The organism is Paenibacillus sp. 01T442, from assembly GCF_056398345.1.
The window spans coordinates 55035-69666 of sequence record NZ_JBFTPF010000016.1; the positions used below are offsets into that span (position 1 = coordinate 55035).

Below are 14632 nucleotides of genomic sequence, written 5' to 3' on the forward strand. Positions count from 1 at the left end.
GGTAAAGATGGTAAATCCATTCCTCTGTAACCTTATTTCTTCACGGCTGCTTTCGCACGTTTGTCAGCATTTCTGTAAATATTTACGATTTCCTCATAACCAAGCTTCTTCTGCTCTTCAACGAATTTATCCCACTCGCTGAAGTTGCGTGAACCCATAATGAATTTGGAGAAATTCTCGTCACGATTCGCGTTTAAGGAATCACCCTTCGTATCCAAAATTTGTTGCTCTTCCAGCGTGAAAGCAAGCGTACTATTTTTCTCGCCATCATACTTAGGTGCTTCTTTATAAGCAGCTTGCAACTCTGGTGAAGAAACGGAAATATGAGCATTGAAATCAAACCATGTATAAGCGCCATCTGTGGACAAGCCGGTTTTCTTTCTCAAATCTGCGATATCCGCATACTTCGTTGTGAAGGAAGTTCCACTAGCCGTATCTCCTTCTTTCCCCCAGCTAACAAGTTTCTTGCCTTCTTCCGAGTAGAAGAAATCCAAATACTTCATCACATCTTTGATTTTGGTCGACTTGGAAGAAACCATGAAGCCTTCTTCTGTCACTGCGGTAAAGGCCGTCTTACGCGGTCCACCCGCCCAACCTGCTGGCGGAGCCATATAATTCATAGTGAACTGCGGATTGTCTTTACGTAATGCACTATTATAGAAGTCAATACGTCCCATGTAGTCAAGTGTCACGAATGCGCGATTCGTGGACACGATATCTTGCCACATTTTGGTATCAATCGTTAAGAAATCTTTCGGGATCAAGCTCTCTTTATAGAACTTGTTCATGTACGTTAACATCGTCTTGTATTCGTTCTGGATTGGCGCGTATTTCCAATCCTTGGATGCGCTGTCAAAGAACACGGAAGCTTTACGTTTCTCTACTTCGGCAGGTACATTGAAGCCCGCTCCGAAATCATACAAGTAACGCAAACCATTACGGAACGTCAACGGATAGCTCTCTGGATAGGCCGTTTTCAGCTTTTTCAGAGTATCATAGAGCTCATCCCAGTTCGTAGGCGGGGCTAAACCGAGCTTCTTGAATACATCTTCCCGGTACATCCATGTACGACGGTTAGATTCACCCAAACCTTGATTCGGGAACACATACATTTTGCCATCTGACGATAGAACGTTCTGCGCTTCTGTTGGGTACTTCTCCATCCACGCCTTCAAGTTCGGCATGTCCTTCACATAGTCAAGAATGTTGACCAAAGCACCTTGCTGCCCGAATTTATCAGCGATTGCTTTCGTTTGTGTCCACATCAAATCCGGCATATCACCAGAAGCAACGGTCATGCTAAGCGCATCCTCAAGCAGATTTCCTGGCGGCAATTGAATATCTAGCTTCACGCCTGTTTTCTCCGTCAGATATCCCCATACCTTCCAATTCGCATCATAAGGCCAGCTTGGGTTACTGTAGTCTAGAAACTTGAAGGTTTGTGCTTTCGGTACTGCTGCTGATGAGGCTGCTGCTGTCGCTGCTGCTGATGGCGTTGCTACACTGCTTTCTTTCGAACATGCACCCATGACGAAACTCATGCTCATAATTGTTGCTAACATAACGACCGACTTCTTCTTCATACGTTGCCCCACTCTCCCTAATTTCCTTCGATTTTGCTTTCCCCATGCTGAATGCCCTCATGCTGCACGACTGATTCGACTTCCCTGTCTCGCTTGTCTTGCTTTCCTTGCTTCCCATTGTTCTTGTACCTCTATATTAACCTTTGATCGACCCAATTAGTGCTCCTTTTGCAAAATACTTCTGAAGGAACGGGTAGACCATCAGGATGGGAACCGTTGTAATAATAATGGTTGCGTATTTAATGGATTCATCTACGATCATGCTGTCGCCGCCGATATTACCAGCGCCTGTACCCTGACCTTGCAGCACCATGTTGCGAACAATAATTTGTAACGGGAACAGGTCGGCATCTCGCAAATATAAGAGAGCGGAGAAGAAGTTATTCCAGATCGCAACGCCGTAAAATAAACCAATGGTCGCCAGAATGGCTTTGGATAAGGGTAAAACGAGTCGGAAGAAGATACCGATATCCGTAAGACCATCCATTTTGCCAGACTCCTCCACTTCCTGCGGCATACCGGCAAAGAACGTGCGCATCACGATGATGTTCCAGGAACTAACCAGCGTTGGTAGGATCATTGCCCAGATCGTATCAATGAGATGATAGCTTTTGACGACGAGAAACGTCGGAATCATGCCACCGCTGAAGAACAGCGTAATCACGATCATGATCATGAAACCACGGTGAAACAGCATATGTTTCTTGGACAGGGCATAAGCGCCTGCTGCGCTGACTAGCAAAGAAAGCGTCGTACCGAGTAAGGTATAGAAGATCGTATTGAGGTAAGCCCTTCCAATTTCTGGTTTTTCAAAAACGGATGCATACGTGTTCAAATTAAAATCTTTTGGCCATAGGAATACTTGCCCCTTTAAGACTGGCACGACACCACTGAACGAAACCGCTATCATATATACGAAGGGATACAGTGCCGATACGACTACTCCCAGCAAACTCACGAATAAAACAATATCAAAGAGACCAAATTTTCTTTTCATACGTGTACTCCCTTCCCTACCATAAGCTTGTCTCGCTCGTTCTGCGGCTAATCCAATTGGCAGTCAGAATGAAGATGAGGTTAATGATACTGCTGAATAAATCGATCGCTGTCGCATAGCTATAGTTCATGGACTGAATACCTGTCCGATACACATAGGTGGATAGCACGTCGGCGGTAGCATAAATGGAAGGATTTAACATCAGAAGCACTTTTTCGAAACCGATATCTAAGACATGTCCGATGTTCAAAATAAACAGAATAATAATCGCCGGCCGAATGCCCGGAATTGTAATATGCAGTAACTGGTGTCTGCGATTCGCGCCATCCACTCTTGCCGCCTCATATAATTGAGGATCAATCGCGCTTAGAGCTGCTAGATAAATGATGGTTTCCCAACCGACATGCTGCCAAATTTCTGATAAAATATAAATCGCTCGAAAGTAGTCTTCATTCTGCATAAAGTTCATAGCGTCATATCCGAACCACTGGATCACATTATTGACTAATCCACTCGTTGGCGAGAGAAACAAGAACATCATACTTACAACAACGACATTCGAAATAAAGTGAGGCAAATAACTAATCGATTGAACAAATCGTTTTAATGCAGCCCTGCGTACTTCATTTAGTAGTAGAGCTAGAATAATTGGCGCCGGGAATCCGAAAACAACTTTGGAAATCCCAAGGAGCACTGTGTTTTTCAGTAGCTTCAGAAAATCAGGACTATGAAAGAAAAGTGAGTAGTATTTCAAACCAACCCATTCACTTGCCCACACACCTTTGAAGGTGTTATAGTCCTTAAACGAAATCAAAATCCCGAACATCGGCACATACTTAAATAATAAGTAGTAAATAAGCGCCGGCAAAAACAAGAGCATTAAATACTTGCTGTTATGCCATCTCTTTTGGAATTGCCCCATGCCTTGACCTCCAGTCTGAATATCCTGTCTATGCTTCAAACTTTAAAGCAACGGGGACTCCTCAACAATGAGTCATACTTTCGATTCCTCACTATTTTCTACATTCCAGAAATCGACATAGATTCTTAAGGAAAGTCAATATTCGCTGCTCTAGCCTGATTGGAAAATTCCGCATGGGCATCCACCATCTGTCACTATTTTGCACCCTAACTACACTTCATGAGGCATGAATCATGAAAATAGAGAACTTTTTAAAGCTCAGAGTATTGAACCCMTCCCACTGTCCCGTGATATACTCAATATGGTTAACTCCTACTCAGGAAAGGAATGACACGATGAAGTGGATAGCACGATTTTCGACAAAAATCCAAAATCAAGTATCACTGTTCTACACCTTGTTCTTCAGCTTCATCGCGATTATTCTATTGCTCGTATCGATTAATACGTGGTCTTATTCCTTCTTCCGCGATCGGATCAAGGATGAGATTATCCTCAATAGCGGTCTGAATTTGAATACGACTGTCGCTAATTATGAGAAGCATATCAAGTTGATTCGAAGCATCATGGTCGGCTATCTGTTCAGCAATGACACAGAGATCTTAAAGAATGGCAATCCGTTGTCCCACTACGATATTGTGGTTAAAGCGCAAACTAATTTACAGTACTCACTTAATATTTCCTTGCTCTATTTAGACAACATCCTCTATTATTTCAAAGATAGTCGGTTTGTCATTGAGAAAGATGGTACCCGGAATGCCGAGACCATGTTCAGTAAGTTTTATGCCCAGTCTTCCTATACGGTCGATTTCTGGAACAAGGAGTTGGCAAGCTCACAGAGCTTCAAAATCTACCCTTCCGCCGTCTTCAACTCGGTTACTGCATTTGAAAACAAACCAATCGGCAGCCTCATGCCTATCCTAATTAAGAGCGCTTATGATACGAATTTCGCTTTTATCGTCTTCATGAAGAGCGCAAAGGTCTATGAAGCTTTTCATCAGTCACAGCCTGAAAGCAGCCTCCTCATTATGGATGGTAATCACAACGTGATTTTCTCCTCCGATGAGGCTCAACTACCCTCTGAAATCAAGGAGCAATCTGGAAGTGGCTATTCCTTAAYTAAGAATACCTATTACTTCTATCACACCAGCGCAGAGACAGGTTTAACATATATCGAGATCGTTTCCGACAAAGGTCTCACCAAGCAAATTCACCGACTTAACCTCAATATGCTGGTTCTAATCCTACTTTCCCTATTCATCTCACTTGCAGTTTCCTATCTGATTGCTAGGAGATTCCATAATCCACTTGCGAATATGCTTCGCTCGCTGGAAGCGTATCATCCTGCAGGCCTGCAAGGCATTACGAATAGCCGAATTAAGGAATTCAACTTGCTTCATAATACCCTTCACGATCTATCCCGATCGAATCAGGAATTTCATAACGATATTCGCTCTAAGAATACACTGTTGCAGCAATTTGCCTATATGACACGATTGAAGAAACTCGAAGGCAAAGGCTCACAATTGCATACATCTATCGACGCGAACAAGCCGTACAAGCTCATCCTTTTTCAAATCGACTTCAAGGATAAGTTCCTCACGGAAATTACGAACGGGCATCAGCGCATTTTCAACACGTATAAGGAACTGATCGAGACTCATTTCTCGCGCAGATACACAGATTCATTAACCTTTCAATTGGAGAAGGATCAGATCTTGTCCATTCTTTTTATCGAAAATGAGGAAGATGTTAGGCACCCTGATGATCTAGATCATCTTGTTCGTATGCTGGATATTGACTCTGCGTATTGCAACTTCACCATTGCACCAAGTCCTATTCACAAGAACTCATCTGACTTTGTGGAAACCTATCAGAACGCACTAGATCTCATTAAACAACGGAGGCTTGGCGAAGATGTTCAGATCATTACGGAATGGCGTCCACAGCCTGCTCTACTGATTCCTACACCGTCTGAGGAGAACGAGCTGACAGCTAATCTACAAGCAGGGTCTGATGCCGTCACGATTCCTCTAGCCGATAAGCTGCTTGATCAGCTTGCCAAGGCTGGCGCACTAGCCCACCAGTTCCAAGACTTCACCAAAGATATCGTGAACAAAGCGATGAAGAGTATGTACGCCCAAAATATTTCTATCCACACGTTCTCAGACAGAGGTTCACCTTACGAGCTCTTGAAAGCATGCCATACCTTAGAGCAGTACAAAGATTTCTTGCACTGGTTCCTATCTCGGTCCGCAGCCGCCATGAAAGAGAAAAAATCTGAAACCGACGTCATGACCAAGTTCGTCATGGAATATGTGGAGTCCAATTTCGGAGATGATCTGTCACTGGAAGCGATCTCAGCTAAGCTGGGAATTACCGGTCCGTATTTATCGACCTACTTCAAGGAAAAGACGGGGACGAATTTCAGCGATTACATTTTCACCGTTCGAATGAATAAATCGATTGAAATGCTGCGAGATACCGACCTGAAAGTGCAGGAGATCGCTTCACTTGTTGGCTACTTCACTGCCGCTTCTTTCAACCGTGTTTTCAAGCGGCATACAGGAATTACGCCAAGCGAGTTCAGAAGGCTTAATAATAAGAATTAAATGAAAAGGGAGCAGATACACCTGGATGGTGTATTTGCTCCCTCTTGGTTTCCCTTAATTTAGATCTTTCGCGTATCTCGCATAGCATTTCCAACTCTGATAACCCAACTTGCCATAGAAATCTACGAAAGGTGTCGTATCAATAACCACGTGGCGAACGTCACGCTGCAACAAGTAATGAATCGCTGCTTGTACAATGGAGATACCGTACTTATGTCCTCGGAAGCTCTCATCGATGCCTAAAGGGCCTATGCCGCCCAATTCTCCCTCGAAGAGCGGCGACCAGTAAATATTCTGAGCTAACAAAGGAGACTGCGCATCATTCATCCTGCAGAACCCAATAATTGAGCCCTCTTTCTCTAACAGGACGAACTCTCTGCCCGTACCMCCGCGTTCCCAATAGTCACGATGCTGATAATCCCATGTGCCAGGAAAGCAGCGATTCATGAACGTTGTTAAGCCTTCTCGATCATTCCGATTGGCGACTCGGAATGTCGCCTCATGAACAGCTGGCAGAGATATGATCTGACCTTCTTCATAAGCGTTCAGTAGGTCGAAAGAATGCTCCAAGAAGGTGTATGTTCGCTTCTCAAACCACGCTTTCGTTTCCTCAAGTTGATCTGGAATCCCCGGAAACAGACGGCCGTGCAGATCATTGCCCAGCATGATCCGCCGTGCTCCGGCGTTCTGCAGGGATTCCTCGGCTTTGTAAAGCAAGTAACTCCCGATTCCCTTGTTTCTATGCTCAGGGTCCACCATCAGCGCCTGAATCCATCCCATATCCCCGCGAATGCCAAAACGCGCAGTAACTTCACTAGCCATCTTGGCAATGACGAATCCAACAACACGTCCGGACGATTGCTCTAACGTCACCCAGGATCCTTCCCTTAGCCAAAGTCGGTCTCCTACGACATTCTGCTCCAACAATCGAAGCCTCATCGGGAACGAGTCCGACAACTCCTTATTCCATAGCGCGACCATATCACTCAGATGCGACGCTTCCATTCGTTCGAAAATCCAGTTCATGCTGCTCCTCCTCTGGGTATCCCTGATTACACATACGTAACTCACGGCAAATGGCATAGCCTTACTGAGAAATATAGGACATCTGGGCGATCTCGCCTATAAGCAAATCTTTCAAATGTTTGTAGATGATAAGAATCTAATCCACTCACAGGGCTATGAAAAGGCGGCATGCGCCGCCGTGCGATGGCCTACCGGGATTCTTCCTTAGCGCACAATATTTGTGCGCTAACGTGCGGCGGCCGACGGAGATTCTTCACTTGCGCACAAGATTTGTTCGCTAGCGTCCGATGGCCGACGGGCATGCTTCACTTGCGCACAATATTTGTGCGCTAGCGTGCGACGGCCGACCGGCATGATTCCCTTGCGCACAATATTTGTGCGCTAGCGTGCGTCAGCCGACGGGATACTTCACTTGCGCACAAGATTTGTGCGCTAGCGTGCGATGGCCGACGGGGATGCTTCACTTGCGCACAATATTTGTGCGCTAGCGTGCGACGGCCGACCGGCATGCTTCTCTTGCGCACAAGATTTGTGCGCAAGCGTGCGTCAGCCGACGGGGATACTTCACTTGCGCACAATATTTGTGCGCTAGCGTGCGACGGCCGACCGGCATGCTTCACTTGCGCACAATATTTGTGCGCTAGCGTGCGACGGCCGACAGGTATGCTTCACTTGCGCACAATATTTGTGCGCTAGCGTGCGACGGCCGACGGGATTCTTCCCTTGCGTTTCAAAAAGCCCCGCCCCCGCCAAAAGCGAGATCGGGGCCATAGCATCCTATTACTTATTCCGCATATATGTGAGGATTTTGGCGTTGGCATTCCTCGATAACCCACAGTTGTCTGCGCACCTGCTGAGGCGTAATCTCCAGCTCTTTCCCCTCAGTCAGCGTGTCATACAGCATCAGATACAGCTTCTCAGTCATATGCTCGAAAGCTGATTTACCGTCTGGAATCGCAAGCTCCCAGCTATCCGTTTGCCAAGGCAGCTTCTCACTGCAATAAGCAGGCTTCCCATCCGCCGAAAATAAAGGCTCTCGGATCAGCTTCTGCTCAGGTGCTTCTTCCGATTTAAAATATTTCCACTCCAGCTTATTCCCCGTTCCATGGAGGCCACCGTTCGTTCCTTGAATGTTGAACAAATCATGAGGAAAGGCAGAACTGGATGAAATTTCCACATCTATCGTAGGGCGACCTTTACCGCGCAAAAGAAGCTTCACATAATCCTCCGCATCACCGAAGGTATTCGTTCTGTCCATGATGCACATCACCTCTGGCTGTGCGTCCGCACCGAACAGCTGCAGTGCCTGGTCCAGCGGATGTGGCCCCGTATTCATCAAGCTGCCGCCATTATTGCTTTGCAACGTTTGCCAATCCCAACGGCGGGCAAACCCGTTATAGCTGAAGTCGATTTGCACGATGCGTCCCAGCACGCCAGACTCAATCACTTTACGCAGCTGAACAAAAGCCGGCTGATAACGGGATTGTTGGAATACAGCTAATATAGCGCCTGTACGCTCCGATGCCTCAATCAGCTGATCAACCTCTTCCGTTGACTTCGCAAGCGGCTTCTCGCACAACACATGTAGACCGCGGTTAAGCAGCTCCAGCGTAATCGGAAAATGCTGATGACTAGGAGAAGCATTCACGATCAAATCTAGCTCCTCATGAGCCACCATCTCTTCCCAGGAGGCATAGGCTTGGCATCCGTATTCTGACTTCGCCAGTTCTTGACGCTCTGGAATAGAGTCCGCTACCGCCGTAATCCGGTAATGCTCAGGCAATTGAACAAGTAAATTCCCATGGATATCGCGCCCGCTGCGTCCCTGTCCGATAATACCTACCTTCACAATTTTCTTGGTCATCTCAACTACCTCTTTCTTCGTAGGTTTAGGGGGTCTTGCCAAACGTTTTCTTATATTCAGTAGGCGTAATGCCTGTTCGTTTCTTGAATGTTCGGATGAAATGACTGAGATGATGAAATCCGACCTGAAAGCCAATTTGTGTAATCGTATGCATGTTGCGCTGAATCAGCTCCATTGCCCTTTCAATGCGTACCTCATTCACATAATCGACGAAGTTCTGGCCAGTTTCTTTCTTAAAAACCGTACTAAAGTAAGCAGGCGCCATATTGGCTAGGAAAGCTCCTTGCTCCAGCGGAATATCCTGACTGTAATTGTCGTGTATATATCGTTTGACCTCTTCAATTGGATGCTGGCTCGTCGATGTTGATTGTACACTTTGCTTGCGCCTAGCACGCCGATATTCGCGATCCATGATGATGAGCAGCTTGACGAGGCTCGTACATATGGCATATTCATAACCCGCTTCACGATGCTCAAATTCTTCCTGAATATCTTGAAGCAGTTGCTCGACGAGAAGTTGCTTCGACTTCGCGATATGCAGCCACGGCTGAGGCAAGGACGATAGCTCGGGTAATTCGTCAGCATTTTGAAGAAGAGGCTGCAAAGTATCCAAGAAAGGCTTCAACTGCTCCCTCACCAAATAGGGGAGAAAATCAATCAGCACCACTTCGAACTCATGATCCTGGGTGGCGCTCAAACTGTGTTCCACCCCAGGAGTGATGATGAACATATCCCCTCTGCTGACTTTCAGCGACTTGCCACGCAGCTGATGGTTGCATACACCCTTAAGCACGTAAGCAATCTGCGTATATTCGTGGATATGCAAGGGCTGCTTCAGCGAGAGGCTGGAGTAGCTGAATATTTTAAAAGGAAATTCCTTTTTCAGCGTTAAATTACTTTGAAAATAGGACATTCCCTTCCCCATGTTCATACGATTACCACCTGTCCGATGCCATATTTCCTTCAAGCATATGCCAATTGGCGGAATAGAACAACCCTTCTATGCAGACGCATGACATGATGCATGGCCTTAGATCTTGCAGCTGTCATCATAGACGAGCCTGCCAGCTTTGTAAGTCTGACGCAAGCGAATGCGTCCGTCATCTCGCACCCGATCCAAGAGAACGAAATCAGCTGGTGCTCCTACCGACAAGCCCTCTGCGACGGGTAATCCCATCAAACGCGCCGGTCGTGTCGAGGCCATTTCCCAAGCAGCTGGGAATTCAGCGATGCCCCGTCTGTACAAATGTGCAATGCCCCACAGCAGCATCTGAGCCGAGCCTGCAAGCAGCCGGGGGTCAGCAGCCAAGTGAAGCTTGCCTTCTGTGGTAAGTACAACATCTCCACCGATGTGCGTCTTGTAGACGCCTGGTTCAAGACCGCTGATAGCTACGGCATCGCTAACAAGCAGCGCTTGCTCTCCTTTCACTTTCAGCACGACCTTCAACACTTGGTCCGGCAAATGGAATCCATCCGCGATCACACAGCTCCATAAATCATCCTGTGCCAACTGCTCCCACAGGTAATTGGGATGACGTGGCAGCATCAGGTGTGCCCCGTTCCCCAGATGCGTCGACATCCGCGCGCCTGCCGCGACTGCTTCGCCAATCTGCAAAGCGTCCGCAGCGGTGTGACCGATAGACACGATCACGCCACTATCGACGCAGCGCCTAATGAAAGTAGCACTGTCCGGCCACTCCGGCGACAGCGTCACGATCTTGATGCGGCCACCAGCCGCTTCCTGCCAGCGGCAGAAGAGGTCCCAATCCGGCGGCCTTACGGCATCCAGACGGTGAGCGCCCCGCGCTCCGTCATCCGGTGAAATGAACGGGCCTTCCAGATGAATGCCCGCAATACCTTGTTCCGTCGCCGGATCCGCTTCGCAGGCGCTTGCAATACTGCCGAGCGCACTAGCGATTGCCTCGGGCGTGTTCGTAATGACGGTGGGGTAACTGGAGGTAACCCTTTCCCGCCATAGCTTGCGGATGATCTGACTAACCGTCTCCGCTTGCAGCGGAAGCTGGTTGAAGTCTAATCCAGCATAGCCATTGATCTGCAGATCGACCAAGCCAGGGGCGACGATCGGCAGTTCCTCTTCCAGGGAAGCGTCCAGCTGAATCACTTCACCTATCCGTCCATCGCGGACAGTAATCGTGACAGGTGCTCCTGTGGCATAATGGCGTGCGCGAATGAAGCTCGTTTTATCGGCCATACGAATCGCGGTCCAGATACATCGTGCAGTCTGGATGCTCGCGGAGAATCGTCGATGGACACTCGGTCGAGATGGCTCCGTTCAATGTGCGTTTTACCGCCTGATGCTTCGTTACACCAGGTACAGAGCAGAACAAATGCGTACCCGACATCAGCGCTGGAATCGTCAGAGTTAATGCATGGGTCGGTACGTCAGCTAAACGGTCAAAACATCCATCATTCACCTGCTGCTGCCGGCAAACGTCATCCAACTCCACACGCTTGATCAGTTCCAGATCTGCGAAATCAGCAACAGGCGGATCATTGAAAGCGATATGACCATTCTCGCCAATGCCAAGACAGACAATATCAATCGGCGCTTCTTCAAGAAGTGCGCTATACCGTTTGCACTCGTCCTCTGCCTGGTTCATGCTATTAATCAAATGCACCGTGCCAGGCTTCACCTGATCGAACAATCGATCGTTCAAAAAGCTCCCAAATCGCTGCGGCGCATCTTCACTAAGCCCGATGTATTCATCCATGTGAAACACAGTGATCCGTGACCAGTCGATGGCTTCATCTTGAGCCAGCGTTTCGAGTATTTCATTTTGCGAGGGCGCTGCCGCGAAAATAATTCGGATAGCCGCTTTCTCAGCAAGCAGCGACTTGATTTGATTGGCTGCATCTCGCCCAGCCGCTTGCCCCAACGCGATCCGGTTCTGATACACGTTAACCTTCAACGCATCGATTCGTGTATGCCAAACAGGTTGATCTTGTACTTGTGGCTCGCTCATAGGATCGTTCCTCCAATTATCATATAGTCAGCTGCCGCCCTTCGGCAGCGCTCTTATAAATCTGTTCAACTAGCTGTACCGCTCGCAGGCCAGATTCCCCCGTAACCAGAGGTTCATCGCCGGCTTCGATGGCAGCCATGACGTCCAGCAGCTGGCTTTGATGAAAATCCGACACAATGCTGCGCGGATCGGTAATGCCACCGTAGGCACCTGCCTCTGCCCAAGTCGGTTCGCTTCGCCCTGGCACTGTCCAATGGACGATCGTCGAGCCTTCCAGCTTGATCGAGCCTTTTTCCCCGTACAGATTAATCGTCGCTGCAAAGCCTGGAGCAATGCTGGTCGAGGCCATGATCGTACCGAACGCGCCATTTTTAAATTGCAAAATGGCTAAACCCAAGTCCTCCGCTTCCATCTCGTGCGTCTGAGTAGCCACCTTGCCAAAGACAGTGTGTACGTCACCAGCGAACCACAGCAGCAGATCCAAGCAATGAATCCCTTGGTTCATCAGAGCTCCTCCATCTTCGGCAATCGTTCCACGCCATTTCGCGCTATCATAATAAGACTGGGATCGATGAAAGGGGAGTGACACCTCAACCAGCAGAAGCTTACCGAGATCACCTTCATCCAAAACCCGTTTAATAGCTTGATTCTGTGCTTCAAATCGCCGCTGTGAGATGACAGAGAGTGTAACATTATTCGCTTTGGCCGCTTGCACAAGCCGTTCCGCATCGTTCACATTCATGCTGATAGGCTTCTCGATAATCAGATGCTTGCCCGCACTCACGACCTCCAAACCGATGGCAGCGTGACTGCCGCTTGAAGTTGTGACACAGACGATATCCACATCAGACCTGGTCAAGAGCTCACGGTAGTTCGTCGTCCAGGTGCAGCCTTCTCGCTCAGCTACCGCTTTCGCCTTCGCTTCCGCTCGACTAGATACCACGACTAGGCTTGCCTCTTCGATTTGACGAATAGCCTCGATATGAAAATCAGCTACCGATCCACAGCCGATAATGCCGAACCTCCAGTTAGCCAACCCTACACCTCCTCAAGCAGAGCTCGAAGCGCATCCAGCGTCATTCGCGTACCTGTCAGCTGGGTTCCGCCTTCTGGAACAAAATGCGTTTCAATCGTATACAACCCCGTATACCCATCCGCTTCAAGCGCCTTAATTTGAGCTGTTATATCCACATTCCCAGAACCAAGAGGCACACATTTCGGTGTTCCATCTTGACGAATGTAAGCATCCTTCAAATGGACATGGGCCAATGCATTTTTCATGTACTGGTACCCGCTTGGGAATGCCTCTCTGGCGCCATACGCTTCATTGCCTGGATCCCAAAGGCCCCGAACAGCTGGAGAATCGATGGCAGACACAAGTGCCGCCACTTCCTCAGCAAAGCCTCCGTTACAGGAAGGCTCATTCTCTAGGAGCAGGATCACGCCTTCGCGTGCTGCAATGTCGCCTGCCCTTTTTAAATGATGAACAATCTCATCACGATGCTGCTCCGGCTCCAACTCTCGCCAAAACGAGAAAATACGGATGCGCGTTGTCCCCAGCAGTTTTGCGATTTCGATCACTCTATCCAGTTTCTTAAAATGCTCCTCTACACTTTCCTCCTTCTGCCCAAACGTGTCCCCCGATTCAACCATTCGCTTCGGATCCAACGCGCATTTAAACAAAGGAGATGCAATGGCGGAGACATACAGTCCACGCTCTTCAACCATTTTGCGGATGCCAACGATCTGATCGTCAGCCAACACGGATACATTCATGCCATTCACAACTCTTACTTCAACATGTTGCAAACCCTGCTCTGCAGCCCAATTCAACGCTTTCTCGAAATCCGGAGATACTTCATCCGTCAGTACGCCTAATCGATTCCAAATCAATGAATAACCTCCACCTTCGCTTGAGCATGCGATTCTGTTTTCTTCTTATTTTTCCTAACTATACCAAGATTGTCTCGGTCAAAGTTGACGTTTCTATTGAAGTAAGTTTACATTTTTTTCGCTTTCTTTCAGCAGTATTGATATGGGCAACTACATGAAAATCACAGCCAGTAAATAAAAGGAATTTGAGTGCATATGTGGAATAGTCTATATACACAATATGAGTCTTTGTAACTACGAGAAGTAGTTCCTTCGTTCATGAAAAAAGGAGGTAATTGTATGAAATCGACGGGAATTGTAAGAAAAGTTGACGAATTGGGACGGATTGTTTTACCTATTGAGTTGCGTCGGACACTCCATATTGAGATCGGTGACGCCATCGAAGTCTATGTGGACCCTGAGCGTATTACGCTCAAGAAGTATATGCCTGCGTGCGTGTTCTGTGGGAATTTCGAGGACATGACCTATTTCAAAGGGAAGCTTGTATGCGGCAATTGTATTGAAGAGATTACGTAGTAATTCTCGTGACACACGAACATCGGCAAAGTCGAACATAGCCCTCAGGGATGATCCTGATKGGCTATTTTTTATAAAATAACGATTGCAATAGTTAGAAATAAAGTGTAGATTAAATACCTAAGTGCATAATCACGGGAGCTTGGTGAGACCAGGCTGAGAGGATAGTTATAACTATCGACCGTTAAACCTGATCTGGATAATGCCAGCGGAGGAACACAAGATCTCTTTGTATACC

12 protein-coding genes and 1 riboswitch are annotated in these 14632 nt (G+C 47.6%); of the genes, 2 read left to right on the top strand and 10 right to left on the bottom strand.

The window, feature by feature from the left end:
* Positions 1-32: 32 nt before the first annotated feature.
* The 3 genes from AC1DLM_RS15685 to AC1DLM_RS15695 form a co-directional block, all read right to left on the bottom strand.
* Entirely contained in the window at positions 33-1583 is a 1551-nt protein-coding gene (locus tag AC1DLM_RS15685; protein WP_477570487.1) for an extracellular solute-binding protein, read from the bottom strand.
* A gap of 136 nt (positions 1584-1719) precedes the next feature.
* Entirely contained in the window at positions 1720-2580 is an 861-nt protein-coding gene (locus AC1DLM_RS15690; protein WP_477570488.1) for a carbohydrate ABC transporter permease, read from the bottom strand.
* 16 nt (positions 2581-2596) lie between these two features.
* Positions 2597-3502, bottom strand: coding sequence for an ABC transporter permease (locus AC1DLM_RS15695; RefSeq protein ID WP_477570489.1), 906 nt, complete (start codon positions 3500-3502; stop codon positions 2597-2599).
* 335 nt (positions 3503-3837) lie between these two features.
* Here AC1DLM_RS15695 and AC1DLM_RS15700 point away from each other — a divergent pair, with 335 nt between their 5' ends.
* Positions 3838-6111 (top strand): helix-turn-helix domain-containing protein, encoded by a 2274-nt coding sequence (locus tag AC1DLM_RS15700; RefSeq protein ID WP_477570490.1) that lies wholly within the window; start codon positions 3838-3840, stop codon positions 6109-6111.
* Between the two features lie 54 nt (positions 6112-6165).
* On the opposite strand, the gene AC1DLM_RS15705 is transcribed toward AC1DLM_RS15700, so the two are convergent.
* The 7 genes from AC1DLM_RS15705 to AC1DLM_RS15735 all read right to left on the bottom strand — a co-directional run bounded on the left by AC1DLM_RS15705 (position 6166) and on the right by AC1DLM_RS15735 (position 13878).
* A complete protein-coding gene (locus AC1DLM_RS15705) occupies positions 6166-7137 on the bottom strand; it encodes a GNAT family N-acetyltransferase (RefSeq protein ID WP_477570491.1) in 972 nt (323 codons plus the stop codon).
* Between the two features lie 784 nt (positions 7138-7921).
* Complete coding sequence (locus AC1DLM_RS15710) at positions 7922-9001, bottom strand: Gfo/Idh/MocA family protein (RefSeq protein WP_477570492.1); 1080 nt, start codon at positions 8999-9001, stop codon at positions 7922-7924.
* 25 nt (positions 9002-9026) lie between these two features.
* Entirely contained in the window at positions 9027-9932 is a 906-nt protein-coding gene (locus AC1DLM_RS15715) for a helix-turn-helix transcriptional regulator (protein ID WP_477570493.1), read from the bottom strand.
* Between the two features lie 99 nt (positions 9933-10031).
* The gene (locus AC1DLM_RS15720; protein WP_477570494.1) at positions 10032-11213 is read right to left on the bottom strand and encodes an N-acetylglucosamine-6-phosphate deacetylase; all 1182 of its coding nucleotides are present in this window, start codon (positions 11211-11213) and stop codon (positions 10032-10034) included.
* The gene (locus AC1DLM_RS15725) at positions 11203-11985 is read right to left on the bottom strand and encodes a glucosamine-6-phosphate deaminase (protein WP_477570495.1); all 783 of its coding nucleotides are present in this window, start codon (positions 11983-11985) and stop codon (positions 11203-11205) included. The genes AC1DLM_RS15720 and AC1DLM_RS15725 overlap by 11 nt, the downstream gene beginning before the upstream one ends.
* 19 nt (positions 11986-12004) lie before the next feature.
* Positions 12005-13021, bottom strand: coding sequence for a Gfo/Idh/MocA family protein (locus AC1DLM_RS15730; RefSeq protein WP_477570496.1), 1017 nt, complete (start codon positions 13019-13021; stop codon positions 12005-12007).
* A 2-nt stretch (positions 13022-13023) separates the two neighbouring features.
* On the bottom strand, positions 13024-13878 hold the full coding sequence (locus tag AC1DLM_RS15735; protein ID WP_477570497.1) for a sugar phosphate isomerase/epimerase family protein: 855 nt from the start codon (positions 13876-13878) through the stop codon (positions 13024-13026).
* Between the two features lie 279 nt (positions 13879-14157).
* On the opposite strand from AC1DLM_RS15735, the gene AC1DLM_RS15740 reads away from it, so the two are divergent.
* Positions 14158-14394 carry an AbrB/MazE/SpoVT family DNA-binding domain-containing protein gene (locus tag AC1DLM_RS15740; RefSeq protein ID WP_441991359.1) on the top strand — a complete coding sequence of 79 codons (237 nt, stop codon included), beginning with the start codon at positions 14158-14160 and terminating at the stop codon, positions 14392-14394.
* Positions 14395-14518: 124 nt separating this feature from the next.
* Positions 14519-14628, top strand: a riboswitch (TPP riboswitch).
* Positions 14629-14632: the final 4 nt, after the last annotated feature.